The sequence below is a fragment of the Desulfobacula sp. genome, from assembly GCF_030145145.1.
In the GTDB taxonomy this organism is placed as follows: domain Bacteria; phylum Desulfobacterota; class Desulfobacteria; order Desulfobacterales; family Desulfobacteraceae; genus Desulfobacula.
Genome location: NZ_JAQYWD010000030.1, coordinates 1 through 25,977, shown reverse-complemented (window position 1 = coordinate 25,977; position 25,977 = coordinate 1). Strand labels below are relative to the sequence as shown.

The 25,977-nt window shown below is 44.7% G+C and carries 23 protein-coding genes and 2 pseudogenes; 8 read left to right on the top strand and 17 right to left on the bottom strand.

Features of this window, described 5'->3' with window-relative positions; translation table 11 throughout:
* Positions 1–9: 9 nt before the first annotated feature.
* The 3 genes from Q1Q15_RS16950 to Q1Q15_RS16940 are packed head-to-tail and all read right to left on the bottom strand — an operon-like array spanning position 10 to position 2,174.
* Positions 10–606: a DUF2889 domain-containing protein gene (locus Q1Q15_RS16950; protein WP_300462539.1), complete on the bottom strand. Its 597-nt coding sequence runs from the start codon at positions 604–606 to the stop codon at positions 10–12.
* Positions 607–644: 38 nt separating this feature from the next.
* A complete protein-coding gene (locus Q1Q15_RS16945) occupies positions 645–1,361 on the bottom strand; it encodes a hypothetical protein (protein WP_300462537.1) in 717 nt (238 codons plus the stop codon).
* Between the two features lie 12 nt (positions 1,362–1,373).
* Complete coding sequence (locus Q1Q15_RS16940; protein ID WP_300462535.1) at positions 1,374–2,174, bottom strand: dihydropteroate synthase; 801 nt, start codon at positions 2,172–2,174, stop codon at positions 1,374–1,376.
* A gap of 557 nt (positions 2,175–2,731) precedes the next feature.
* Here Q1Q15_RS16940 and Q1Q15_RS16935 point away from each other — a divergent pair.
* The 3 genes from Q1Q15_RS16935 to Q1Q15_RS16925 all read left to right on the top strand — a co-directional run bounded on the left by Q1Q15_RS16935 (position 2,732) and on the right by Q1Q15_RS16925 (position 5,791).
* Positions 2,732–3,358: a cobalamin-dependent protein gene (locus tag Q1Q15_RS16935; protein ID WP_300462532.1), complete on the top strand. Its 627-nt coding sequence runs from the start codon at positions 2,732–2,734 to the stop codon at positions 3,356–3,358.
* 112 nt (positions 3,359–3,470) lie between these two features.
* Complete coding sequence (locus tag Q1Q15_RS16930; protein WP_300462529.1) at positions 3,471–4,550, top strand: uroporphyrinogen decarboxylase family protein; 1,080 nt, start codon at positions 3,471–3,473, stop codon at positions 4,548–4,550.
* A gap of 353 nt (positions 4,551–4,903) precedes the next feature.
* Positions 4,904–5,791 carry a DMT family transporter gene (locus Q1Q15_RS16925; protein WP_300462528.1) on the top strand — a complete coding sequence of 296 codons (888 nt, stop codon included), beginning with the start codon at positions 4,904–4,906 and terminating at the stop codon, positions 5,789–5,791.
* A 53-nt stretch (positions 5,792–5,844) separates the two neighbouring features.
* Here Q1Q15_RS16925 and Q1Q15_RS16920 read toward each other — a convergent pair whose 3' ends face one another.
* The 9 genes from Q1Q15_RS16920 to Q1Q15_RS16880 all read right to left on the bottom strand — a co-directional run bounded on the left by Q1Q15_RS16920 (position 5,845) and on the right by Q1Q15_RS16880 (position 17,037).
* On the bottom strand, positions 5,845–7,764 hold the full coding sequence (locus tag Q1Q15_RS16920; RefSeq protein WP_300462525.1) for a PAS domain S-box protein: 1,920 nt from the start codon (positions 7,762–7,764) through the stop codon (positions 5,845–5,847).
* A 116-nt stretch (positions 7,765–7,880) separates the two neighbouring features.
* Positions 7,881–8,225: a cytochrome c3 family protein gene (locus Q1Q15_RS16915; RefSeq protein ID WP_300462523.1), complete on the bottom strand. Its 345-nt coding sequence runs from the start codon at positions 8,223–8,225 to the stop codon at positions 7,881–7,883.
* A gap of 208 nt (positions 8,226–8,433) precedes the next feature.
* On the bottom strand, positions 8,434–8,832 hold the full coding sequence (locus tag Q1Q15_RS16910; RefSeq protein ID WP_300462522.1) for a NifB/NifX family molybdenum-iron cluster-binding protein: 399 nt from the start codon (positions 8,830–8,832) through the stop codon (positions 8,434–8,436).
* Between the two features lie 204 nt (positions 8,833–9,036).
* A complete protein-coding gene (locus Q1Q15_RS16905) occupies positions 9,037–10,380 on the bottom strand; it encodes a sigma 54-interacting transcriptional regulator (protein WP_300462519.1) in 1,344 nt (447 codons plus the stop codon).
* 266 nt (positions 10,381–10,646) lie between these two features.
* Positions 10,647–10,982, bottom strand: coding sequence for a 4Fe-4S dicluster domain-containing protein (locus Q1Q15_RS16900; protein WP_300462517.1), 336 nt, complete (start codon positions 10,980–10,982; stop codon positions 10,647–10,649).
* A gap of 5 nt (positions 10,983–10,987) precedes the next feature.
* On the bottom strand, positions 10,988–13,423 hold the full coding sequence (locus Q1Q15_RS16895) for a molybdopterin-dependent oxidoreductase (protein ID WP_300462514.1): 2,436 nt from the start codon (positions 13,421–13,423) through the stop codon (positions 10,988–10,990).
* A gap of 25 nt (positions 13,424–13,448) precedes the next feature.
* Complete coding sequence (locus tag Q1Q15_RS16890) at positions 13,449–13,790, bottom strand: oxidoreductase (protein WP_300462513.1); 342 nt, start codon at positions 13,788–13,790, stop codon at positions 13,449–13,451.
* Complete coding sequence (locus tag Q1Q15_RS16885) at positions 13,783–16,224, bottom strand: molybdopterin-dependent oxidoreductase (protein WP_300462510.1); 2,442 nt, start codon at positions 16,222–16,224, stop codon at positions 13,783–13,785. Before Q1Q15_RS16885 ends, Q1Q15_RS16890 begins: the two co-directional genes overlap by 8 nt.
* 30 nt (positions 16,225–16,254) lie before the next feature.
* The gene (locus tag Q1Q15_RS16880) at positions 16,255–17,037 is read right to left on the bottom strand and encodes an IclR family transcriptional regulator (RefSeq protein ID WP_300462507.1); all 783 of its coding nucleotides are present in this window, start codon (positions 17,035–17,037) and stop codon (positions 16,255–16,257) included.
* Positions 17,038–17,478: 441 nt separating this feature from the next.
* Here Q1Q15_RS16880 and Q1Q15_RS16875 point away from each other — a divergent pair, with 441 nt between their 5' ends.
* From Q1Q15_RS16875 to Q1Q15_RS16865, 3 genes are all read left to right on the top strand, one after another.
* On the top strand, positions 17,479–18,042 hold the full coding sequence (locus tag Q1Q15_RS16875; protein WP_300462504.1) for a chalcone isomerase family protein: 564 nt from the start codon (positions 17,479–17,481) through the stop codon (positions 18,040–18,042).
* A 181-nt stretch (positions 18,043–18,223) separates the two neighbouring features.
* On the top strand, positions 18,224–20,437 hold the full coding sequence (locus Q1Q15_RS16870) for an MMPL family transporter (protein ID WP_300462502.1): 2,214 nt from the start codon (positions 18,224–18,226) through the stop codon (positions 20,435–20,437).
* Positions 20,434–20,940 (top strand): hypothetical protein, encoded by a 507-nt coding sequence (locus Q1Q15_RS16865; RefSeq protein ID WP_300462499.1) that lies wholly within the window; start codon positions 20,434–20,436, stop codon positions 20,938–20,940. The genes Q1Q15_RS16870 and Q1Q15_RS16865 overlap by 4 nt, the downstream gene beginning before the upstream one ends.
* A 142-nt stretch (positions 20,941–21,082) precedes the next feature.
* On the opposite strand, the gene Q1Q15_RS16860 is transcribed toward Q1Q15_RS16865, so the two are convergent.
* The 5 genes and pseudogenes from Q1Q15_RS16860 to Q1Q15_RS16845 form a co-directional block, all read right to left on the bottom strand.
* On the bottom strand, positions 21,083–21,472 hold the full coding sequence (locus Q1Q15_RS16860; RefSeq protein WP_300462496.1) for a hypothetical protein: 390 nt from the start codon (positions 21,470–21,472) through the stop codon (positions 21,083–21,085).
* Positions 21,469–21,935: pseudogene (locus tag Q1Q15_RS25515) on the bottom strand (acyl-CoA dehydratase activase). Before Q1Q15_RS25515 ends, Q1Q15_RS16860 begins: the two are co-directional and overlap by 4 nt.
* A complete protein-coding gene (locus tag Q1Q15_RS25510) occupies positions 21,926–22,237 on the bottom strand; it encodes a hypothetical protein (protein ID WP_363321010.1) in 312 nt (103 codons plus the stop codon). Before Q1Q15_RS25510 ends, Q1Q15_RS25515 begins: the two are co-directional and overlap by 10 nt.
* A gap of 25 nt (positions 22,238–22,262) precedes the next feature.
* Positions 22,263–23,228 carry a double-cubane-cluster-containing anaerobic reductase gene (locus Q1Q15_RS16850; protein ID WP_300462493.1) on the bottom strand — a complete coding sequence of 322 codons (966 nt, stop codon included), beginning with the start codon at positions 23,226–23,228 and terminating at the stop codon, positions 22,263–22,265.
* A 109-nt stretch (positions 23,229–23,337) separates the two neighbouring features.
* Entirely contained in the window at positions 23,338–24,297 is a 960-nt protein-coding gene (locus Q1Q15_RS16845; protein WP_300462490.1) for a hypothetical protein, read from the bottom strand.
* Positions 24,298–24,937: 640 nt separating this feature from the next.
* On the opposite strand from Q1Q15_RS16845, the gene Q1Q15_RS16840 reads away from it, so the two are divergent.
* Entirely contained in the window at positions 24,938–25,603 is a 666-nt protein-coding gene (locus Q1Q15_RS16840) for an MBL fold metallo-hydrolase (protein WP_300462488.1), read from the top strand.
* 166 nt (positions 25,604–25,769) lie between these two features.
* Positions 25,770–25,977: pseudogene (locus Q1Q15_RS16835) on the top strand (transcriptional regulator); the annotation flags it as partial.

The window sequence follows — 25,977 nt, the reverse complement described above, 5'->3', positions numbered from 1 at the left end:
CCGTGCTTGTTAAAGTGACTGCCGTTCTTTTATGGCTTTTTCAAGGCTTTTCATTTTGGGGCCGTGCTGTGTCCACATCCGGCAGGAATCGATTAAAAAATTTTTTTCTTTCAAGCTGTCAAGATCCTTTGGAACAGGTGATTTGTCCTTTCTTTTGTGTACCAGCCAGCCCTGGACAATTTCCTGGCCCATGGTAATGATCAGGTTGCAAAGATGGGTACATCCTTTTCTGCCCCCCATGATCAAGCTGATATTTTTTGAAAACCCCGATTTAATCTCAAGCCCTTTTAATTGTTCAATGGTATCCAGGGTGGTGTTGCAGGCCGTCATGGGGACATGGATCATCCGGGCCTGGGCGTCTTCGATCATGAGCGGATCAGGCTTTATCAGCAGCGTTACATCAATGTGGTGCATGATTCCCGGTTCCAGCATTGCGCCTGTTACATCAAATATCCTTGTGTATCGCCGGTCTTTTAATACCCCGTGAACAATCACCCGGGAATCTGTATGGGGATAGGTGGCAAGGCTTATATCCCGTGTGTGTATTTTGGGTTTATTTTCTATTATTGTATTGAGCATGGATCCGTATATAATCTTTTTCCCCATGAAAATCAAACAAGATCATCACAAATGGCCATTATCTATCAACAGGTTTGGGCCTGTTTTATCTGGCAGTCATGCCTGTTCGAGCAAACCTGGCAGGTGCTGCCAACTTGATCAGACTCATATCCAGGCCCCATGCCAATAAGACAGGAAACGGTTTTAAACGGGGATAAGATGCCGTCCTGAATTTGCACATTGATTCGTTCAAGGGGTAAGAGTGAGCAGAGGCTTGTCTGCTCTTCCAGGTCCCATCCGTGGACCGACCCCGGGCTCAGGAAAGGGCCGACTCCCCATCCTGACCCTCTGGCCTGATCTTCAGCAATGGCTTTAACGGCCTGACCTGTTCTATCAAGGACAATCAAGCCGATGATATCAAGAAAATACGCCTCCAGCAAGTCGCCCCTGGCAGAGGCCTTTACGGCTTCCCGCGCCAGTTCATGGCCTGCAGTGTATACAGAAATAAGCGCGTGGGTGGCATGCTTCAGGAACTTGATGGCATACCCGAAATTTATCAGGCACAAACTGCCGGTGTTTTGAAAAATACACCCTAACGTATCCGTATCCATCTGTTGAAATTCAAACCAGTTATAGACTGCTGCGGGTTTCCATATGTTTTTAACTTTATCAAGGGTCTCTTTTGCCATCGTCACTATTTCAGGTTGGCAACTGGACGGTTTCATCTGCTGCAGAAGGTCTTGATATGTTACCTCAATGTCCAACTGCGTCAGCATGTGTGGATTTGTATCCGGGAAAGTCATTGATTCACCCCCTTACGATCTTATCTCACCGGCCCTGACCGATTTTAAAAAATTCATACAAAAACTGTCATTTCCTGCAATCAATTCTCCTGTTTTTAAGACGGCCATGATCTTGTTATCCATTGGATCCAGTATGGCAGAATCCAGTCCGCCGGCCATCATCATCAACAGAAAACAGCGATTGATGATTTTCCTCTGGGGCAGGCCATAGGAGATATTGGAAAGCCCCCCTGTTGTGTGAACGCCTTTAAGGTCCTGCATGATCGTTTTGACTGCTTCCACCGCCATTGCCCCGTTATTGGCGTCAACACTGATCGGCTGAATTAATGGATCGACAAAAATATCTTCCCGTTTCATCCCGATCTGTTCAAGTTTTTCCACAATGGTTTTTGCACAATTGACAATGTCATCCGAATGTTTCGGTAATCCTGAATCATCCATACACAGGGCAATGACTTTGCAGTCTTTCCCTTTCAGAAAGGGGAGCATGGCATTGAGTCTATCCGTTTCAAGACTGATTGAATTGATCATGGGGGCTTGATCAATCCGTCCATAGGCAATTTCCAGGATCTTTGGATCAGGACTGTCCAGGCAGAGGGGAAGATCTGTGGCGCCCTGTATGACATCTAAGAGCCATTTCATGTCGTCTGCTTCGCAGCCGATCCTGGCACCTGCGTTTACATCAATATAGGTTGCACCACACGCCGTTTGTTTTTTTACATCATTGGTGATGTAGTCGGCATCTCTTTTTTCTACTGCTTCTTTTACCTTTTCCAAAGTGGTATTGATTCTTTCTCCTATCACCGTAAACATTGTATTGCCCCATATTTTTGAATGTTATCTGTACAAATTTAACTGTTTATGCGTTGCTGAATTGAAATTATCCATATATGAGGCATATTCAATCAACAAGAAAAGGTTTTGTCAAGTCATTATTGAAAGTTTAAAATATGATTGACAAATTTTTTGTTGATTAAATATCTATAATATCAATATTGAAGTGCGATACGGGTTGTATTTTGTTTATTTTGTCATTGGTTACACGGGCGGTTAAATGGATCGTGAAAATATAAATGCCTACTAATTTAATAGAATATACCTCAAAATTTAATTTTAATAAATTTTTTTGAACAAAATTCAAAAATAAATAGCAATATTTACTGCCAAATATGAGAAGATTATAATGAGACAGAAAGTCGGTAATAAAAATAAACATGTATTAATAGCCTTTATTTATAAGTATTTTAAAAAAAAATTAAATATGATTTTACTATTTTTTTAAAATTTATCTCTTGACAAGAAAGAATTTTTGTATTTAGAATATGCCTCAAATAGACTTGGCAGCCAACCGGAAAATAGGAGACCGAACAATGGCAGTAGCTGACATTTATCACGCAATCCTGGCCTTTAAACACAAAGAAATCGCCGACCTCGTGCAAAAGGAGCTCGATTTAAAAACGGATGTTTCAGGGATTCTCAATGATGGACTTATTGCCGCCATGGACGAATTGGGGCGCCAGTATAGCCAGGGCGCCCTGTTTGTGCCGGAAATGCTCATCGGCGCCTTGTCCATGAAAAACGGGCTGGGCGTTTTAAAACCGATTTTGGCCCGAACAAACGCTCAGCCCAAAGGCATCATCGTCATCGGAACCGTTAAAGGGGACCAGCATGATGTGGGAAAAAATTTGGTGGCCATGATGTTGGAAGGGGCGGGATTCAAGGTCGTGGATATCGGTGTCGACAATGATACGGCGGCATTCGTGAAGGCGATTACGGATAATAATGCCGATATTGCTGCGTTATCCTCTCTTTTGACCACCAGTATGCCGGCCATGGAAAAAATTGTAACTGAATTGAAAGAACAGGTCAGCGGTGTCAAAACGATGGTGGGTGGGGCACCAACCTCGATGGCGTTTGCCGAGCGGATTGGATCTTACGGGTATGGCGGAGATGGCCCGGAGGCCGTGGAGACCGCAAGAAAACTGATGGCACTTTGAGATTGGCCGATTCCCAGGATTAACGGTCATAAGTGTACAGGGAAAACTGAATTTAAAATTATGTGATGCAGATAAACCCCAACGATAACCATATCATAAAGGAGAACCAAAAATGACAAAAGCAATGACACCGCCTGAACGAATGATGGCTGTAATGATGGGACAGGAAAAACCCGACAGGGTTCCTGTTGTGCCATTTATCCAGGGATATGCGGCCAATATCATGGGCATGCCCCCCGGTGAATTCTGGTCAGATGGTGACAACTACTTTGATGCCAATTTTGCCAGTATGCGACTCCATGGATATGAGCAGACGCCCCTTTTCGGATATGCGGCCTGTGGTCCCTGGGAATTTGGCGGGAAGGTGGGGATGCCCGATGGAAGCGGCGAACTGGCACCTTATGTCATAGAGTCTCCGGTAAAAACCCTTGAAGATATAGAAACCTTGAAGGTCCCGACATTTGACGGCCCTTTGCCGGGCGGATTTGCCATTGCCGATCGAAATGCGGAACGGTGTGTTGAAATGGGTATGCCGGCCGGTTTCCAGGCGGGGAGTATTTTTTCAGCGGCTGCCCAGGTGGCGGACACCAACGCTTTTTTAACCTGGGTGATTACGGAACCGGATGCGGTTCGCATGCTCATGGACAAGGTCAGTGACATGTTTATCAATGCCCTGGAGTATTTTGCCAATAAATTCGGTGCCCAGCAGTGTATGCCGTTTCAGGCCGGTCCCCTGGAAGCCAACGGCATGATCTCACCGGACACCTTCAGGGACCTGGTCTATCCCTATAATTTAAAAGTGAATCAAAAGATAAAAGAACTGGGCATTGGTGCCGTGTTGATGCATCCGTGTGCCGATCAGAATTTAAACATTCCTTATTATGTTCAAATGAGAGAGGCCTGTGATTGGCACGGCAGATACATTTGGATTTTTGGTCCGGAAACATCTATTCCCGATCAGATGAAAGCGTTTGGGGATCATGATATCATCTGTGGTAATGTGGATCCCATTGCCATTCTTGAGAAACCCTATGCAGAAGTCGTTCAATTGTGCAAGGATGCCATTGACGAGGGCAAAGACAACCCGGGTGGATTTATCCTGACACCGGGGTGTGAATTCCCTGCAGACGCAGCCCCCATAAAGGTCATGGCCATGATGGACGCGGCTGAACAATTCGGTCGATATGAATAATCAGTACCAATGAATGAAAGACTCGGTCTGCCGACACAACGAATAACGAAAATGGTATTATGCCGCCCCCGACGGGCGATCGGATCGGCCCCGGTCCGTCGGCGGCCCATTTGTCCTACCGGTCTAAAGCGCAGGAACTGCGGGCAGGTGTGTCCTCAAACAGCCTGCGTTTCTTAACGCCCGGCAGGGCAAATGGGCTGATCGCCTTTGGGTCCGAACGGGCCAATCCGATCGCCCATCGGGGGCTCTGCTGTCGCATTTTCATATAAAACGTCTAAAAGGTGAGGTTTTACTTGACTATCGGTTTTTAAATCATTAGGGTCCTTTTTTTAAACCAAAAGGATTTGAGTGGGGTGAACAAAAAAATATTTTCCCGGCCGGTTCCCGCCCTTATTATGGGTGCTTTTATCATCAGTTTTTCCAGTGCCCTGGTAAAGATATCGCATGTACCGCCTTCAGTCTCGGCTTTTTACCGGGTATTTTTTGGCAGTCTTTTCCTCATGGGTGCATGCCTGATCAAAAAAGAATTTAAACACAGAAGCCTGAAAAAAAATTTCCTTGCCGTTGTCTGTGGTCTTTTGTTTGCCCTGGATCTCTGGGCATGGCATTTGAGCATTCAATATGTCGGCCCGGGCCTTGCCACCATACTGGCGAATTTTCAGGTATTTATCCTTTCCATTGTCGGCTTCCTGGTATTCAAGGAGAAGGTCGGCATATCTTTTGTATTGTCATTGCCATTGGCATTTTTCGGCCTGTTCCTTATTATTGGTATGGATATTGATCAGTTGAACCGGAACTATGTTATCGGAATTGTTTTCGGCATGGCCGCCGCAGTATTTTACAGTCTGTTTTTGCTTTTGCTGCGGCAACTTCAATCTAATACAGCAGATTTTTCTCTGTTTTATTATCTCATGGTATTATCCGTGGCCTGCTCGTTTTTTCTGGGCGGTAAAATTTATATGTCCGGTGGGTCCTTTGCTGTTCCGGATATGATAACACTGGCATCGCTGTTCTGTCTGGGATTTTTTATTCAGTTTGCTGCATGGGTAATGATTTCCAATGTCCTGCCCAAAGTGAAAGCATCCTATGCCGGTTTGATTCTTCTGTTACAGCCGGCACTTTCTTTTGTCTGGGATGTTCTTTTCTTCAATCGGCAAACAGGGATACCCGGATGGATGGGGGTCATAATTGTGTTGATGGCCATATACCTGGGTATGACCGCAACAGATAAACCCTCTTGATAATCAGGGTAAGGGAAAGATGAACGAGCAATACAGAAATGGAAAATACCATTTCAGCTGTTTTCAGGAAAAGGGAAAAAACAGGTGACAATGGTCATGCCGTCACAAGGGGGTCCCGGGAGTTCGCTGCACGCCTGTATGGAGCCGGGACAGGCATCCTTGTCTTCGGGAATTCGCCGGCATCGCTGGGATGTCATGGAAATTTTAAAATGATATTTTTCTGAAAATATTTTCATCCGCAGCAGATCAGCGCCTTTACCACCGGCATTAAAGTCAAAGGGCCGTTTTGATGAATAATTCAAGGTTTCCTGGGTGGAAAAAAAGCCCTCAAAAATTCTTTTCTGGGCTTCCCGGGTAAGCCCGATTCCATGATCTTTGACCACAAAATGCATGCCGTTGCCTTCCGGATGCACCAGTACTTCTATTTTCCCGCCATCCGGTGTATTTTCAATGGCGTTCCGAATCAGTCCATCCACTGTTTTTTTAAGGGGTTCAACAGGCATCTGAATCGGGGAAGAAGATTCAAGCCTGGAAATCAGAGAAATATTTCGACGATTAATCTCCGGTTTGATGGTCTTGATCCTTTTTTCAACAAAATGATTTAGAAAAATATTCTGGATATCAAGATCTTGTGTAACAAAAAGGTTTTCGATTTTTTGACTGATTTTGGCGATGACCCCTTTTTCGCCGGTCTCCTCTGCAATAAGGGATTCGAACTCATCCCGGCATTGCGACAGGATGAGGGAAAAAATGTTCTTATGATAGAATTCTTTTCTTTCTACAATATCAGAAACTTCGCCTTCAATCCCAACAATGCGCTCCAGGTTTCTTTGAACCCTGTCCAGGGTCGGCTGCCAGGTTGCTTCAGGAAGATCTGCCATTTTTTTTGAAAGAATTTTAAACGAGCTTAAAAGGATCGCTACGGGCGTTTTCAGCTCATGGGACAAGTGGCTGATCATTTTATCTTTCGCATGGTTCAGGCTTTTTAACTCTTCATAGGCTTTTCTCAATTCCCTGGACACCCGGGCATTTTCTATTGACAGTACAACGGTAGCGGCAATAGTTGTCAATGTTTCCAAATCCGTGTAATCAAAATCCCCTGCTTTTTTATTATCCGCCGCCAGAATACCGATAATGCGATCTTTCGTGCGTAACGGAACCAGGATTAAATTTTTGACTTTATAACCGATTTTTAGATCCCTGGATTCATACTGGTTGTGTTCGCCGGGAAAATCATTGATCATAAGGGGCCTGCCCGTCTTTACCACCTGTCCGGACAGGAGATCATCAACGGGAAATCGTGTTTTTTCAATCCGTTCCTGTGTCGCTGGGTCATCGTGGACAGCGCTTATAAAATAGAATTCTGTCTGCGTTTTATCCAATAAAATTGTATTGGCACTTTCAGCGCCCAGGAGTCCTTTTATTTCAGTGTTGACATAAAAAAGCAGTTTCCTTAAATCCGGATACTGGGGAAGAACATGGCTGATGCGATTCATGACATCGCGATTCCGCTTGTTGCGTCTTTCCATGGTGACATCCTTCAAGACCGTAATCAGTCCTTCCAGATGGTTGTCCGCATCCTTGTCTATACCAATCCGGATGATGACATCCAGAAGTTTGCCCGTTTTTGTCAGCCGTTTGGTGTTGAATTGCAAAACGCTTTTTTTATCAGGCAGGGTTTCGATCTTGCTTTTCAGCTCATCTCTAAGGACTTCGGGAACATATTGCCGCCCCTCCTGACCTTTCAACTCTTCTAAGGTCCAGCCAAAGGTGTCTGTAAAAGCAGGGTTTAAATAGGTAATCCGTTCTTTCGCATCCCTAACCAGCACTGGATAGGGTAAAAATCTTAAGAATCTTTTATGATTTCTACTGGCAATCCTTGTCTCGCGATCGGCTTCCTTGATCTCCAGTGCTTCTTTTTCCAGGGTTTTTATCCTGGATTCCAATTCTTCATATGTGGGTTTTTGAACCATGGCCTTTCCCTGGTAACATTAAAAACGTATCCACCGGTTAACCGGTTCACAAAATAGCCTATATAGTGCCTGGCCGGAAATTCCGTGTTTGAGCTCCTCTACAAGCCGTCTAAACACTATTTAGTATGACATCCGGAACAGCTTACTGGACCGAATTTTTCACCGGCTTTTTTCATGTCCCGGTGGCATTTGAGGCAAACTGTATTCATGACCTGTTTTGCTTTGATGGTCCCATTCTCTTTTGATTGATCTAAAGAACCAGGAGTTTGTGGAAATAAGGAATGGCAGATGGCACAGTCCTTGGCAATGGCCTGGTGCATATGGTGTTCGAAATTAACGATTCCCTTATTGCCGCCATTGAGCACCATAGATTTTTTGCCGGTGTTCTGGGCCATAGCATAAGAATAGCCAGTGAAAAAAAGAAAAACGGTCAAAAGAACAATGGGTGTTAAACGCTTCATAATTACCTCGACTATGTTATCATTAATAGGTTGTTGTGATATACTATTTAGCATATCATCATTCGCATAGATATGTTTGATTATCAATTGCAGCGCGTGCTGTAAAGAAAAATTTGTTGAATTTTTAGGTGATTCCAAGTGAAGGGCATACCCATCCGGCTTGATGGACGTATCTTTTACGCGATCCCGTGCCGGATCAGTTAAGGGCTCAGCCGACAGGGCCTGTCCCCTTAACCGTCGTTTTGTCCGATTTGTGGCGCCAGCAGTATTGTTTGCTGCACCCCGGCATCATAAATGCTTTTTCAATGGTCTGTTTATGGGCAAAATCTTCGAGAAGTTTTAACGCACTTCCCGTCACAAAAGAGATGAGTTTGATATCATTCTCAACGATCAAATCTGCAGGTTTGGTAGAAATGGCACCACATATGAGAATGGAAATTCCCATTTGTTTCAGTGTTTTTATCAGATCGGAAGGTGTCTCAGGGTTAAAGGATGTATAGCTTTTTTTGATGATCATCCGGTTTTTGATCTGGGCCACAAGCAGTGTGCCCGCAGCATCAAAAACAGGTGAGATTCGATTTCCCCAGATTGTTACGGCTACTTTCAATGATATCCTCCATTCGGTCTGAACTTATAGATCTGCAAAGCATGTGCCGGAACGAAAGTTTTTTGGTTGAATTGATAAAATGGTTTTAAATATTAAACGGTTAGGTTGGAAAATAAAGATTGAGCAGCTCGACCGGGAAATGAAAAGAGTCGCATAAGTAAGACGATTTCGATTACAAGCGTTGCAACTCAAAAAAAAGGGGCCTTATAATCTCATCCCCAGTTTTTTAATCCTTCTGAAAAGGGTGCTTTTATGGATTCCCAGATCTTTGGCGGCAGCACTGCGGTTGTAGTTATTGCGTGCCAAGGCATCGGTCAGAAGTTTGATCTGTGCTGATTTGACGGGGTTATTGTCTTTCTCCGTATTGATACTGGCCGGTAATGATAGAAACCCGGGCAGGTGATTGCCTTTTATATAGCCCTCGGAGCAGAGGACAAAGGCATGCTCAATAATATTCTCAAGTTCCCGGATATTGCCTGGAAACTCATGGCTCATAAAGGACTCAAGGACTTTTTTGTCAATGCCCTGGATAAATTTTCCCTGGCGGACATTCATTTTCTGAATAAAGGACTCCACCAGAAGGGGAATGTCTTCCATTCGATGTCTTAAGGGTGGTAAGGTAAGTCGTATCACATTGATCCGGTAATACAGATCCTGTCTGAATTGATTCTGGGCCACAAGCGTTGTGAGATCTCTGTTGGTCGCGGCGATAATTCGGATATTGGTTTTTTCCTGGTCCAGGGCACCAAGGGGGGTGAATTCATGCTCCTGAAGAACCCGGAGAAGGCTGACTTGAAAGGCAGGGCTGGTATCTCCGATTTCATCAAGGAAGATGGTACCCCCATCGGCCAGGGCAAATTGACCGGGTTTGTCCTTCACGGCATTGGTAAAAGCCCCTTTTTTGTATCCAAACAATTCAGATTCCAGCAGCGTATCCGGAAGTGCCCCACAATTGATGGCAATGAACGGATTTTTTTTTCGGTTGCTCATATTGTGGATGGCCCGGGCAAGCAATTCTTTTCCGGTACCGGTCTCGCCCTCAATGAGAACTGAAGAATCACTGTCTGATACCTGGGGCAGAATATTAAAAATATTTTTCATGGCATCGCTGTTGCTGACAATATCTTCGACTTTAAATCTAGTTGAAAGTTCTTTTCGCAGCTGTTCAACAAGCGAATGATCCCTGAAGGTTTCAACGCCGCCGATCACCTCTGCGTTTTTATCGATCAACAGGGAAGTGGATACGGTAATGGGGATTTTTTTCTTTTTATTGTTAATAATATATCCGGATGAGTTGATGAAGGGCCTGCCTTCTTCCATGGTCCTTTTGAGGGCACAGTCTTTTTCACACATGTTGGAACGGAAAACTTCCCAGCAATGCCGACCAATGGCGTCCTTGCGGGAGATGCCGGTTATTTTTTCTGCTGCCCGGTTAAAAGATGTGATTCTCCAATTATAATCGGTTGTAAAAACGCCATCGGAGATGCTGTCAAGAATGACTTTGGTGGTATCCTCAGTCAATGGGCTGGTTGTCTTTTTTTGTTTCATTTGTGTCTATCCAGTAATGTTTAGCACTATTTTCCTATAATTTAACGCAATGGTTGCAATAGTGCAACCATTTTTTTTCTTTTTGGTTTTATAAGCAATCGGTATGCCAATTTGGATGGTATAATGAATTTTTTCTTTTTTTTACAATTGGTTAGCGGTGTTGATATGGAAAATTTGGAAGAATGAAAACAAGAAGATCCAGTGGATTCGTATTGCCATTCCTGGTATGGTTGCTTTTGTGCAACCATACCAGGAATGGTGCACCATTACCCTTTGGTCCAGAGAATGGCCTTTCTTTTTTTCGGGATTTTGTCGTGTAAGTCTTCAATTTTGCCGAAGGTCAAAATATTTGCCATGCAGTGTTTTACGCAGGCAGGTTCAAGTCCCTGTTTAACACGACCAGCACAAAAAACACAGGCCCGGGTAAACGTGGGGATATTGGTAATAAATAATTTGCCATTGGGAAGGGTGTGGATGTATTCTGTTACCTCCACCCCTCCAACTTTCCCGGCCGGCCGGCCATATTCCTGTTTACAGGCCACTTCACAGGTCCTGCAGCCGGTGCAATATTCATAATCGATCAACATTCCATATTCTGACATCTTTTTTATCCTTTCGCTTTATAGACTTTGCACAGCATGCTTTTTATGGGCGCTCCCAATCCTGCTTTGCCTTCATGACCCATGGGAATGAGCTGGTTGACATTGACATCCCAGACACCGAACAGGTTGGGTTCTTTGCCTTCTTTTTCCGGAAACCACCATCCATGTTCCGCCATGACAATATCCGGATGAATCACCGGCGTCACCAATGCTTTTACCGTGATTTTTCCCAGCCAGTTTTCCACACACACCTTTTCTCCGTGGGCGATGCCGTATTTTTCAGCCGTATCCGGGTGGATTTCCAGGACCGGGTCTCTTTGCTGTTCCCGAAGCCAGGGAATCTGGCGATGTTCCGAATGGAAAAAAGGTCCCATTCTCCGGCCGGTACACAGGATGAGGGGGTAGTCCGCAAACAGATCCGGTGTACTCACCGGGCTGTAGGGCGGTTCCTCATGGTAGGGCAGGGGCTCCAGTTCCCATTTTTCAAGCCAGGAGGAATACAGTTCGATTTTCCCCGACGGTGTTCTGAATCCCGGTTTCTTATCCTGTCTGAGCAGGCCTTTTTCATATCTAAAATAGGGTTTGCTGGGGTGGCCTTTGGGGGGGATCATCCAGGTGTTATCGGTGAGTTCCTGATAGGTGATACCGGCAGATTTCAGCAGCGTGTCAAAGAGTTCCTGGGTATTGTCATAGGGAAAATCTTTCATGAAGCGCTTGCACAACTCAAGGTTGATCTCAATGTCTGATTTGCAGTCGTCCACCTCCACGACTCGTTTAATGGCCTGCAGGGGAACCCACCAGGCCTTTAAAGAATCTTTTTCCAGAAAGGTGGCCGCGGGCAGGATCACATCACAGAGCATGGCCGTGGGGGTCATGAAAAGATCCACACAAACGGTGAAATCGAGTTTTTTAATGGCATCCCGCCATTTTTTAGGCTCCATGCCGGTGCAGGCAATGGGATTGGCTGTCTGTATCCACATACCCTTGATGGGATAGGGATCGTCTGAAGAGATCTGTTCCAATACTTTATCGGGCTGGGCCCATGCCCTGAAATCTTTTATTGCCCCATAATCATGGATCCCTATGCGTTTATCCATGACTTCAGGGGGAAGGCTGAGAATGGCGCCGCCCGAGTGATAGGGATAGGTCACCACGTCATAGGCATACCGGGCAATGGCATTGCCCCCGGGATTGTCAAGGTTCCCGGTCAGGCACCAGAGGTGGTTGATGGCCTGGGATGTGGGCACCGTTGACGGGATGGTGTCAATGGGAAGGCCCCAGTGAAGGGCGGATGGCTGGCTTTTCGCATAGATCCGGGCAGCCTTTCTGATTTTATCTGCCGGCACCCAGGTGATCTTGGATACGGCTTCGGGCGTATACTGTTCAGCGTTTTCTTTGTACAGGGTCCAGACCGTTTTTGCCGTTGCGGTTGAGCCGTCTGCAAGGGCCAGGGTGAAGTCTCCCTCCATGGACGGGGTAATATTTTTCTTTTTATAGGTCTGGTGGTCGGAATCCCATACCACAAAACTGTCGGAAACAGGGTCGTGGGCAATGAAATTGGTATCCAGACCGTTTTTTATAAGGTCACTCTCCCTTAACAGACGTTTCTTTTCCTGGTCCGTTCTCACCAGGAACGGGGAGTTGGTCCATCGTTCAACGAATGCCATGTTGATGAGGTCTTCTTTGATCATGACATGGATAAATCCAAGGGCAAGGGCGGCATCGGTTCCCGGTCTTAACTGGAGCCAGAGTTTTGCCCGGGAGGCAATCCAGGTGCATCTGGGGTCAATAACCAGCACCTCGGTACCCCTTTTCATCAGGTCTATGTACCAGTGACCAAAGAAACCGTCCGGGCAGGTGGCAGGCAGGTTCTGACCCCAGATGGTAACGGTTTCAGGAATTTTATATTCAGGATCATCATACCTTTTTTCATGCCACTGGGATGCATCCACCACGGCAAAATCCCCCTGGGTGATGGACATCATCATCAGGCGCGGCGTATAACAGGAGATGCCGGAAAGGCCGAACATCCAGTTGGGACTTCCATAGGCATAGGCCAGCATGGAGATCCATCCGCCGATATCCCGGCCCGTTCCCTGGTGAAAGATGACGGATTCCGGTCCATGATCTTCCCGGATTTTTTTCATTTTCTGTTCAATCAGGTCAAAGGCCTCATCCCAGGAAATCTCTTCAAATTTTCCTTGTCCCCTTTCTCCGATGCGTTTCAGCGGTTTTCTTAGCCGGTCCTTGTGGTACATGTATTGGGTCATGGAAAGACACCGCGAACACAATCTTCCCTGGTTCCAGGGGTGATCCGGGTCGCCTTCCACCTTGATCACTTTGTCGTCCTTGACATGGACCAGTATCCCGCACCCGCCATGACAGCCTGGACCCGGTGACCAGGTCGTTGTTTTAATGATTTTTACCCCATCCTCTTTCATACCATTCTCCTTGTTGGATTGAATATTATCGTGGCGACCAGAGAACCATCCTTGGCTTTTTTTCAAGTTCTCCGGCAAGTTCTTTTAACGGTCCATATGTCAGACAATTTGCCATACAGTGTTTGACACAAGCCGGATCAAGACCCTGTCTGGTCCGGTGGTTACATAAGACACAAAGCTCAGTGGGGAAGGGCAGGAAGGTGAGATAGGCTTTGTCTTTTGGTAAATCCTGCACGATTTCCATTACTTTCATACCGCTTAACGGGGCTTCCCATCCATTTTCCTGGCAGCAGGCAACGGTGCAGGAAAAGCATCCCGTACAATATTCATAATCAATCAGCATCCCGTTTTTGTTTGATTTAGACATGGGCACTCCCTCTGGTTTCCTTGCTTATCCTGCATAAAAGATGCTTGATGGGTGCCCCCAGGCCGTCTTCTCCCTGTTCGTTCATGGGGATCAGCATATTGATATTGGATTCAAATGTATGGAACAACGGGTCCTCCTTTTTTTCCGGGAACCACCAGCCATGGGCAGCCATGACCATCCAGGGCGGGACAATCTTTGTGACTTTGGCCTTGAACCTGGCGGTTCCCATCCAGTTTTCCACCGTCACCCATTCACCGTTGGAGATATCGTTTTTCTTTGCCGTATCCGGATGGATTTCCACCACAGGGTCGGGATCAAGGGCTCTCAGCCAGGGAATATTGCGATGTTCTGCGTGAAAGAACGCCGGTGACCGTCTGCCGGTACTCAGGATCAGCGGATACGTTTTGAACAGGTCCGGTCGTGACACCGGGGTAAAGGGGGGTTCCTTAAAATAGGGCACCGCTTTAAGGCCCCATTCCTCCCTCAGGGTTGAATACAGTTCAAACTTGCCTGATGGCGTGGCAAAGCCAGGCTTACCGTCTGATCTCAACACCCCTCGTTCATGACGGAAATAGGGCCGGGACGCATGGTTTTCCGGGGGCAGGGCCCATCCTTTTTCTGCCAGCTGTTCAAAGCTCATGCCCGAGGGTTTAAGTATCTCATCAAACAGGTCATGGAGGGTTTCCCATTTAAAATCAGGATCAAACCGTTTGGCCAATTCAAAATTGATCTCAACATCCGGCCGGCATCCCTCAACGGTCATGGCTTTGTTAATCGTCTGCAGCGGGACCCACCAGGACCGGACCCCTTCTTTTTCAAGAAAAGTGGCTGCGGGCAGGATAATGTCGGCATACCTCAGGGATGAGGTCATAAACAGGTCCACCCCCACAATAAAATCCAATTTTTCCAGTGCTTTTTGCCATAGTTTCGGATCAAGGCCAATACCGGATAACGGGTTGCAGGTCTGCATCCACAATCCCTTAACCGGGTAGGGGTCTTCACTGAAAATCTGCTCAATGACCTTGTCGGTCTGGCATCGCCATATGAATTTATTGAACGGGCCATAGTCATCTTTGCCGATTCGCGGCTTGTCCTGGGCCGGATCCTTTAATTTGATCACGCCTTCGGCACCCGGGAGGGCATAGGCAACCGCATTAAATGCCGCACGGGTAAATACATTTCCACCGGGAACGTCCAGGTTGCCGGTCAACGCCCATAAAGCGGCGATGGCATGGCATAACGGTGTGATTTCCGGGGTCATGTCAATGGGGACACCCCAGTGAATGGAAGCCGGCTGGGCCTTTGCATAAAATCGGGCTGCCTTTTGGATATCGTTGGCCGGGACAAAGGTGATCTTTTCAACTGTTTCAGGCGTATAGGCAGCACAGCTGTCCTTGAATTGATCCCAGACAGTTGTACAGGCAATAATATCGCCATTTAAGAGCCTTATGTCAAAACTTCCTGTCAAAGCTATATTTGAATCTTCGATGGAAAATTTTTGACGGATGGTGTTCCAGATAACCGGTGTTTTTGTTTGTAGATCAAAACCAACAAAATTCTCTGTTGATCCGTCTGCTGTCATATCTGATTCCCGCAACAGTTTTCCTGTATCGTTTCTCACCAGTCTTGGGGCATCTGTCCAGGTTTCAAGGAAGGTCTGGTCATAAAGCTGCTCTTTGATAATAACATGCAAAAATCCAAGGGCAAGGGCTGCATCTGTTCCCGGGCGGATGGGGAGCCAGTGCTCAGAGCGGGAGGCAAACCAGGAAAGTCTGGGGTCAATGGTGATGATTTTTGTCCCTTTTTTCATCAGGTCAATGATCCAGTGTCCGAATAGATTGTCAGGGCAGGTGGCGGATATATTATACCCCCAGATGATCATGCACTCCGGCACTTTGTATTCTGGGTTGTCATACCGGCCCGGCAGCCACTGGGCTGCATCAAAAACACTATAATCTCCCTGGATGGTGTCCAGGGCCGCGATTCTCGGACTGTAACACGCATTCCCGCTCAGGGCGAACATTACATTGGGGCTGCCATAGGCATAGGCCAGCATACAGATCCACGGGCCGATGTCACGACCGGTTCCCATGGAAAAGATCATGCTTTCGGGACCGAACGCCTCCCGGATGGTGTTCATTTTTTTTTCAATGGTATCCAGGGCCTCTTCCCATGAGATTTCTACAAATTGATCCTCCCCGCGTTTGCCAACCCGTTTAAGGGGGGCCCTTAACCGATCATGATGATCGATATACTGGGTCATGGCCAGGGCTCTTGCGCAAAGGCGGCCCTGGTTCCAGGGGTGATCTGGATCACCTTCCAGTTTCACCAGACGGTTGTCTTTAATATGGGCAAGAACGCCGCACCCCCCATGACATCCGGGACCTGCGGACCAGGTCGTTGTCTTAACGATGGTGGTTTTACTTTTTCCCATTTTTCTGTCCGATCCCTTTTTCATGAATGATTAAAATTGAGCCCCGGCCTGTTTGGAAATGATCCGACCAACCGTTGCAATCTTTGTTCCAAATGCTTCGAACTTATCTTCCGTAAACGTTCCCACAAGCACGATGCCGGCTGTGACCTCATTGTTGTGATCAAAGACAGGCGCACTGACCGCCCGGATTCCCGGTGTGCTTTCGCCATTGTCAACCGCATATCCGTTTTTACGGCAGAAACTCAGTTCCTGCTCAAGTCTTTTTTTGTCCAAATCGTCAATATCGCCATGAAAAAACAGCTGATCTGAATCAATGATTCTTTGCTGTTCTTTTCCATCAAGGAATGCAAAAATGGCTTTTCCATGGGACCCGTGAGTGATGTGCAGGGACTGGTATTGATTGACGGTGACGGAAAGTCCTTTGTTTCCATCATATTTCCCTGCGATATAAAACTGATCATTGCAGATGATACCCAGCAATGCGCTGGCCCGGGTTTCATCGGCCAGCTGTTGAAGATGATGTTTTGCAATGGCATTGATGTCCAGTTTCTCCTTTGCCTTTCGCGCCAGTGGCATGAGGGCCGGTCCCAGGGAATAGGTTTTTGCCTGCCGGTCTTTTGTGATTAAATCATACTGGGTCAATGCATTTAGTATGGAATACCCCTTGCTTTTATGGATGCCGATTTCATTACAGATCGTTGTCAAACCCATCTCATTGTCCTTGTTTCTTCCAAGGCACAACAGCAATTGCGCCGCCTGTTCCACAGCAGGGGACGACGGGTGGTAGAGGGACTTTTTCTTTTCTATGGTCATTCAGGTCATCCTTTTTATTATAAATAGTTCTGTATATAGAACAACGTTCTGCATAATAGATAAAAAACCAATGTCATGTCAAGAAAAAAAATGAACAGAAAAAGAGGTCCGGGAAACAGAGACCCAGTGCCGGAGCAATTGGCGGTATCATCGGTGACGGCCGGAATTTTCCATGATTATAGGGCCAGGTTCAGTAATTATCCCTGTGCCAGATTGTCTGTGCAAAAAAAGAATTTCTTGACCCATCTGTAAGCAGTTTGTATATGTTTGAGAGCTAAACCGCACACCCTGATTTGATATGGTTGTCAATAAAATTTGTATTGAGAAATCTTCATTGGCCATCCAAGACGGTCAGGTTAATACCTATATCAACTTTCGGGCATCCCATGTAAATTGCCAACACCGAAAGTTGAGTAACTATTTAATAAAGGAGCTTATGCAATGCTGAAAAGGATCGTGTTCGTATTATGTGTTTTGGCCTTTGTGTCCGAGGCAGGTGCGTCAAAAGAGATCGCGGGTGTTATGATTGAAGATAGTCTTAAAACTGCGAACCAGGAATTAATGCTTAATGGTGCCGGAATCAGATCCAAAATGTTTATAAAGCTTTATGTTGGAATGCTATATCTGGAAGAAAAATCAAATGATGCAGAAGCCATAATGAATGCTGACAAAGATATGGCTATAAGGCTTGAAATTATTTCGGGAATGATCACATCGGAAAAAATGATGGCATCCACAATCGAGGGGTTTGAAAAATCAACAGGCGGAAAAACAGATGAGATAAAAGTTGAGATAGATGCATTTAATGCCTGTTTTTCAGAAAAAATAGAAAAAGGTGATGTTTTTGAAATGGTTTATGCTAAGGGTGGCGGAATAACTGTTTTTAAAAATGGTACTCTTAAAGATACAATCAGTGGAATGCCTTTTAAGAAAGCACTGTTCGGCATCTGGCTGTCTTCCAATCCTGCCGATAAGAAACTTAAAAAAGGTATGCTCGGGGAATAACAAGATTCTGTTTTCACCACTTGTAAACTTTCCAACGATTTAAAATATCGACATTCCATCAATACCGGATCTTGTAACCTCAATGATCAAAAAACTTCAAAATTTTCTGCACCGCTTAACCGTATTTCATATCTCGTCAGGCCAAGTTTCAGAAAACCTGGTACAAAACCGGACACTGCTTATGGGATGCACGATGATACTCTCCCTGTTATTGATTGTACCCGCATCCCTGGTAAGAATTGATGCCTCAGGTGTTTCTTTCACGACGGATGCCGCTGAAAATTACACGGACTACCTGGCATTTGTTGAATCCTTTGGAACAGATGATTATGTCATGTTGGCCATTAAAAACAGCCTTAACATTTCTGATCCTGAATTGGAAAAAAGGTTTAAAAAAATTCATCAGGAACTTTCAGCCATGGACACTATTATAGAGGTGATCGATCTTGGCGCCATGGCATCATCTGATTTTATAAAAATTATCAGCGATTCTGATTTCTGGGATGATAAATATCTTGCCAAAGCACGTCAAATCATTCCAGGGTTTGGCCGTCTGGTTTCCGATGATATGAAAACCCTAGCGGTCATTGTCAAAATTAACAATGAAAATTTGAACGGATTCCAACTGGAAAAGCAGCTCAAACACATGAAACAAATCCTGATAATGCATTTTCCTGAACATCCTCACTGCTATGCCACAGGCATTCCTGTCCTGCGCGCTGCATTTGAGCGGTACAATCTGGAAAGTGCACTTATCTTCGGATCCATTGGGTTATTGTTCGGTAGCTTGATCGCTTTTTATCTTTTTAAAACCCCGTGGACCGCTGTGATGGTCATGCTGACAAGTTTAATTTCCCTGGTATGGATTCTGGGGATCATGGGGATTTTTGGTATTGATCTGAATCTTGCCACAAGTTTGAGTTTTGGATTTATTCTTGTGGTTTCAACAACAACGGTTTTTCATATCGTTTCAGCCTATTTTCAATTACTGAAAATAGAACCAACGGGCAGGGCCCTGGTAAAGACATTCCAAACGGTTTTACGCCCCTGTTTCATGTGCTCTCTTACCACATCTACAGGATTTTTAGGCCTGACGATGAGTCCTGTGCCAATGGTTCGGCAAGCCGGAATCATCATTTCTATGGGGGTGATGCTGGCGTTTTTTTTGACACTGGTGACAACCGCTTTTTTTTTGCCAAAACTTTTAAATTTCAAAAAATTTAATTTTTTTAAGACAAATGAGGATTTTCTGGATCGGTTTGTTAAACACTGTCTGATCACAGGATTTAATAAACCGGCGCTATCCGTATGGCTGGGGATCGCCTTCATTATTACCATGGCATGGGCAATTCCTGACATTCAAATGGTAAAGCACTTGACCACTTCCACCATAAAAAATACCACGGAAGCAAAGGATCTTGCGTATATCGAGCAGCACATATCCACAGGCACCTCTTTTTCAGTCATCCTGCAATCAGTGGATGACAATTTTAAAACAAGAGGATTCTGGTATGACCTCATCCAATACGAGAAAAACATTAAATCCATCCCGGGTATCCAGGGCGTTGAATCCTTGACACCGCTTGTTTTCAGGATGGCCCTCAAATTTTCCCCTGGAGGAATCAACCCTGAAAAAGCCTTTGATTATATCCAGGCGCAAAGCCGTGGGAATAATATATTGCGATCCTATTACAATCCGATTTCAAAAAAAATAAGGATCATTGTCCATATTCAAAGCCGGACATCAGATCAGGTCGAAATCATCCTCGGGAAGGTAAAGAAAGAAGCGGAACAGATCTTTTCAAAAAAAGCCGAAGTTACCTTGTCCGGACAGTTAATCCTGTTGCGATCCCAGACCGCGGACCTGGTTTCTTCCCAGGTGAGAACACTTATATTCGCCCTTTTTGTTATTACGATACTAATGATGATCCAGCTTAGATCCATTGTACTTGGGATCCTGAGCCTGATACCCAACCTGTTTCCCCTTATCACCATATTCGGGATAATGGGCTGGTTTCATATCCCGCTTGACCCGTTGACCATATTTGCAGCTGTTATCTCTTTTGGTTTATCTGTTGATGATTCCATACATTACCTGACCCAATTAAAAAGAGAAATGCGTGTTCCAAAAGCCGGCCGCAATATCCATGACTGCTTAAAAAAAGCATACCATAAAACTTCCCGGGCGCTTGTTTCCACTACAGCCGTCCTTTTTTTCTCGGTTTTGGGGTTGCTTTTTTCATCTTTCAGCCATGTTTTTTCCCTGGGGGTTTTGATATCTTCTGCATCCATCATGGCACTGATCGGTGATCTTGTCTTTATGCCGGCAATTGTCCTGACATTTAAACCCTTAAATTATTTATTGTCACATAAATTAAGAGAACCGGTTTCATGATAAGTCTTTTAAATGATTTTATAGACAAAAAAAATTATTACAGCTTTGATAACTGCTGGAATATTGATGCCCCTTTGGAACAGTCCTGGAATGAGTTGTTAAACTATAAGAACTGGCCTGCCTGGTGTGATGCCCTGGAAAAGATTGAACCGATGGGCCAATTTGATCACCCCAAAAAAGGAAACCATATCAGATCCGTCTGGAAAGGAACGCTTTCCTATAGCATCAGTTTTGATGCCATCATAAAGGATATTGCCCCGTATTCGTTTTTATCCTTCAATGTGACGGGTGATCTTCGTGGCGAGGGGATTTGTCATTTCCTGGGATCTGATGACAATACCAATATTAATCTTATCTGGAATGTTTTCCCCACCAAGCTATGGATGAGGATGAGTTCGACATTTGCAAGGTCTTTATTTATTGGAAACCATGACGGTATAATTGACCAGCTTGTCACCGGTTTTGTCCGGATGATTGAACATAAAAACAGCCTGAAAATGTAGACTCAACATACCCAATCCAGAGAGTTAAAGAAAAAACCTGGGAATCATGATTAAAATTACCGATTCCGGTTCTTTGGTCAGCTCCTTTTCACAATACAAGCAGAAAAGACAGTTGCGGCTCCAGTGTGGGACCCCATTTTTATCAAGGTGTATGTTGAGATTTCTTTTTTTTCAGGTTTTTCATCAGGACTTTTTCCTGCAATGAAAAACTGAACACTTCTTCTCCTCTGTTTTTTTCAAGCCATTTGTCACATTGGTCATGGGAGCCGATGCAAAGAACAAAAAGACACTCTTTTCTTATGGAAAGCACAAGCCGATAACCATTGCCAAGCCGGTATTTTATACCGTCTTTCAACCTCAACTCACCGGAATGGCTAAGTGCTCCCATGGTATTGAAATTTTTTCTATGTTTTTTGAAAGCCAAAATGATGTCCAAGGCATTTTCCACAGCCTTGCTTGCTTTGTCGTTTGAGCGTTTAAGTTTTTCACACTGTTTGTGAAACCGGGGATGATATTTGATATGTTGAATCATTTTGCTGAATTCACATGGGTTTCTTCCTCAAGAATCAAGGCCGCACCTAAAGCGCCAATCATCTGTGGATTTTCATGGACAAAAATTTCCCGGTTAAGGGTTTGAGAAATCAATTCCCGGATACAGGGATTCTTTGCCACACCGCCGGAAAAAACAATCGGTCCAGTTGACGATACTCTGTTGATCATTCCTGCTGCCCGTTTGACAACACTGAGATGCAGCCCCCGGGCAATTTCTTTCCGATTGGCCCCTTTTGCAATCAAAGATGTCACTTCGGATTCTGCAAATACCGTACACATGCTGTTTATACTCAAATCTTTCCTGGCCTCAAGAGCTGCTGGACCGAACTGGTCAATGGAAATCCAAGATTTTTTGCCATAATTTCTAAAAACTTGCCGGTACCGGCTGCACAGCGATCATTCATTTCGAATTTTTGAACCCGTCCGTTTTCATTTAGAGCAATGGCTTTGCTGTCCTGTCCCCCGATATCCAGTATGGTCCGGGCATCCTGAAAAAAGAGCGGACCCCCTTTGCATGGGCTTTAATTTCCGTTACGGTTTTCGCATCATCAAAAACAATTTCAAACAAATTGCGGCCATATCCGGTTGCCATAATTTTGTCATAATCAACCCCATCCAGTATTCTTCTAGCTTTCGTGATCGGGTCAAATCCGGTATCGGTCTGGCGGCTTTCAATTATCCGACCGCCTTTTACGACCACAAGTTCAATGGTCCTTGAACCAATATCAATTCCAGCGTATTTCATAAATTTTTATCTCTTAAACCCTTTATCAGACTTTGATCAGTTCAATAAAAGCTTCCACCCTTGTTTTGACCTGGCCCACATCCTCCATTCCATAATCGGTTTCAACGCGCAGGCAGGGGATGTCCTTTTCTTCCAGGGCTTTTTCAACCGGAATGGATTCCATGATATATGGCTGACAAAATTGCAAGCCATAATGGATAACCCCGTCAGCCTTATAGGTATCAGCCATCTCCACGATATGGTTGAGCCGGTCTTCATTGGGTGTAAAAATAGCACAATCCATTCTAAAATACCTGTCGGTTATCGCATCCATTAACTTATCGACAGTGGTCCCTGAATCCTCAGTAAGGTTCCTGACACCCCGTTCTCCTACGCAGGACTCTTCACCCACGATCACAGCGCCGGATGTTTCAATGATCCACGGCAGTTTCCAGTTGGGTACAGCCATGGGGCAGCCGGACAATAGAATTCTGGGAGTCTTTTCCCGGGCAACACCCTGTTTTTTGGCTATTCTTTTTTCCAGTTCCTCACAGATTTTATTTACCGACTCTGTAAACCGGGCGGGATTGTCATAAAAGAAAACCTGATTTGCCAGAAGGGCATCCAGTCCGGAAATAGGCACCGGATCAGCCTTTCGAAGCATGGAAAGCCTGTGGAGGGCCGAGCGTTTGGCATTAACCACATTAACCGCATCCTTAAGAGAATCTGCGGTGATGGCAACACCGGTAAGTTTTTCAACTGCATTTTTAAACCGGTCATACTCATTCCTGAGGAGATCGCGCCCCTGACCTGATTTCATTTGAGGCAGGTCCATGACGTAGAGGTTTTCAACCAGATGCCCCAGAGATTCATAGGCTTTTTTCTTGCCATCACAGGTGTTTTCTCCGACAATCATGTCTGCACTCTCAAGATAGGGGCAGACTTTGCCCAGTTTAAATTTAATGAGATTTTCGGTAGATGCAGCCAATAATGCGCTTAAAGTATTTGCCAATTTCATTCCTTTAATTGTCACTTGGTATCTGTTCTGTCTTGGTAGTTTGCGGATAATCCCGTGAACCCTGAGCAGTTTCAGATGACGACTGACTTTTGCTGACAATTGTTTATCCGTAAGCCCTGACCCGAAAATTGCGACCCTTTTTAATGATAGGAACAATCAGCCCATCCAAGAGATCACGAATCGGAGTTTTTTCCTGTAGGGTTACCAAGTCCTCCATTAAACGGTTATTAACATCTTGGGAGACTGCTGCCCGCAAGGGAGTATCCATTACGCCCTTACGCATGGGAAGGCGTTGTTTGGGTTCATTTTTATCTTGCCCTTGTTTATGACGAAACACTTTGAATTTTCCGGGATCATTAATGGTTGTTTCCACTCGGAGATTATTTTGTTCATTGTAGATTTTCACAGAATTCCGGTCAACCCAATGGCGGAGACGGATGCCATCATTAAAATCAGTTATACGTGTTACAACAGTGTCCTTGGATCTGGCATACAGTTGGCCTGATTTTGTTACGGGCCTATCAAGGTAACGTAAAACACGACTGCTTGTCCCGGTTATATGGGCATGGCGTAATAGGGAATCCATGATTGATTTAAGAGAAGCAGGAGTATCAAAAATAAAATCTGTGGCCCATTCACTTTGCCATAACGTCCAGTAATAAGAAAGGTATGGCCCCATAATATCCTTCATACTGGGAAATATTTTTTGAGCAAAATTGTTAAGCAGCTTGCTAAAACGGGTGTCGAGCTGTCTATCAAGTAATTGCTGGGCCTTTGGATAATCGACAATATGGAGAAATTTGTTACCATGAACAGAGAAATTTATTCCCTCTCGTTCAAGGCCACGGCGCAACCACTCCCGCCCATTGAGGCATATCTGAATATGATAGGGAAACCAGGTTTGAAGACGTATATTCATAAAACCATATTCACTGTCATCAAAATAAAAATATAAATGCTTGCATTGAACTTGATAATGTCTCAACTGAGGGAACCCGGCTTCAGCGCAATACACTGCACGATACGATGACCCTCTTTCCAGACAAGACCATACACCGATCAAATCCGGAAATAGTTCCCTTGACCAAATTTGAAAACCTATCTATAAATGATTTCATGAGCCGCCTCCTTTTGCTTGATGGTTGTTTGGATACTTTCATCTTTAGCAAATTGGGCGGCTCATGTCATCTGGGAATTGGGTTGCGGGCATCGCCCGCCTTAGATTTTTTATCGTGGAATGTCAATCCAGCTTGGTGCTTCTCCGTATCAAACCCCAATAGATGTACCAGATAAGCAGGACCCGGATCAGGTATCAAATTGATCATTTAGAGAGTATTTGGGTTCATGGAGATGTGGAGAATACAGGGGTTTGATGCTTCAATGGCTCTTTCACCCTGGTTCAAAACACCTTATCTGATTGTCTCCGCTGAAGAAGTCAGACCCGCCATGCCAGGCTGATCATCAATAATGACTCCTTTTCGGATACCAGTAAGCCTTTCCGGTTGCAGCCCTCTATTGGCCTGTTATGGGCCAAATACGTGTTAAGAGTATTCATGGGCTGGAATTCTTTCAAATACCAAAAATATACTTTACTGGGATATTCCTGACAAACGGGGTTGCTCAGTGCAAGTATACATCAACAGAATCTTGGCAGGATTTTTTCTTGCTTGACTGTAAATCACAAATTTATTATTCGTTTATAAATGAAACAAATTATTAAAAATATTTATCATGTGGGTGACAATGAGTGCTCTGTTTATATGGTAGATACACAAAGCGATGAAGGATTGGTCCTAATCGATGCAGGCATGAATCTTGATATGATCAGACAGATTAATTCTCATGGAATACTGTTTAAAAATATCCAGCATTGTATCCTGACCCATTGTCATATTGACCATATTGGTATCTGCGCTCAGTTAAGTAGAGAATTGTCCGGCATTAAATTTTATGCCCATGAATTGGATGCCGCTCCAATTGAAAAGCCGAATCATGATGGGCGGACAGCAGCATCTTGGTACGGAGTAAGATATGAACCGGTCAAATTGTATCAAAAATTCACCTCGGATACTATCCTCAGAATCGGCAATTACGATTTCCAGATCATCCATACTCCTGGCCATACACCCGGTTCGATATCTGTTCTTGTTGAATCAGAAGGGAAAAAGGTATTGTTTGGCCAAGACTTACACGGCCCCTTCAATGAAAATTTTTTATCTGACCTACAGGACTATCAGTTGTCAATGCAAAAACTTCTGGACTTGGAAGCAGATATTTTATGTGAAGGCCATTTTGGTATTTTTCAACCAAACCACCGGGTAAAACAGTACATTGAAAAACACAAGAGACTTAATCAACCCTTATTATAGCCCGCTCTATAATTCTTCAAATTTTTAATTACAATCCGCTACGGACAAAATTAAAAGATCATTCAGCATGAGTAATGAAAGAAAACAAACCATCAGGCAGAAAATTATAAGTCGTCTTGAAAAATGCCCCCTGACGGCGAGAGATATTTCTCAGTCGGTTGGAATTATGGAAAAAGATGTTTACCATCATCTGACTTTCATAGAAAAATCAGTCAGGCAACAGAAAAAAAGAATACATGTGGAACCCTATTATTGCTTGGATTGCGGATTTCAATTTAAAAACAGGAAGACATTCAGAAAACCAGGTAAGTGTCCGGATTGCAGAAATGGGAGGATAGCACCTGCTGTATTATGGATAGGTCAGATGCAAGGAT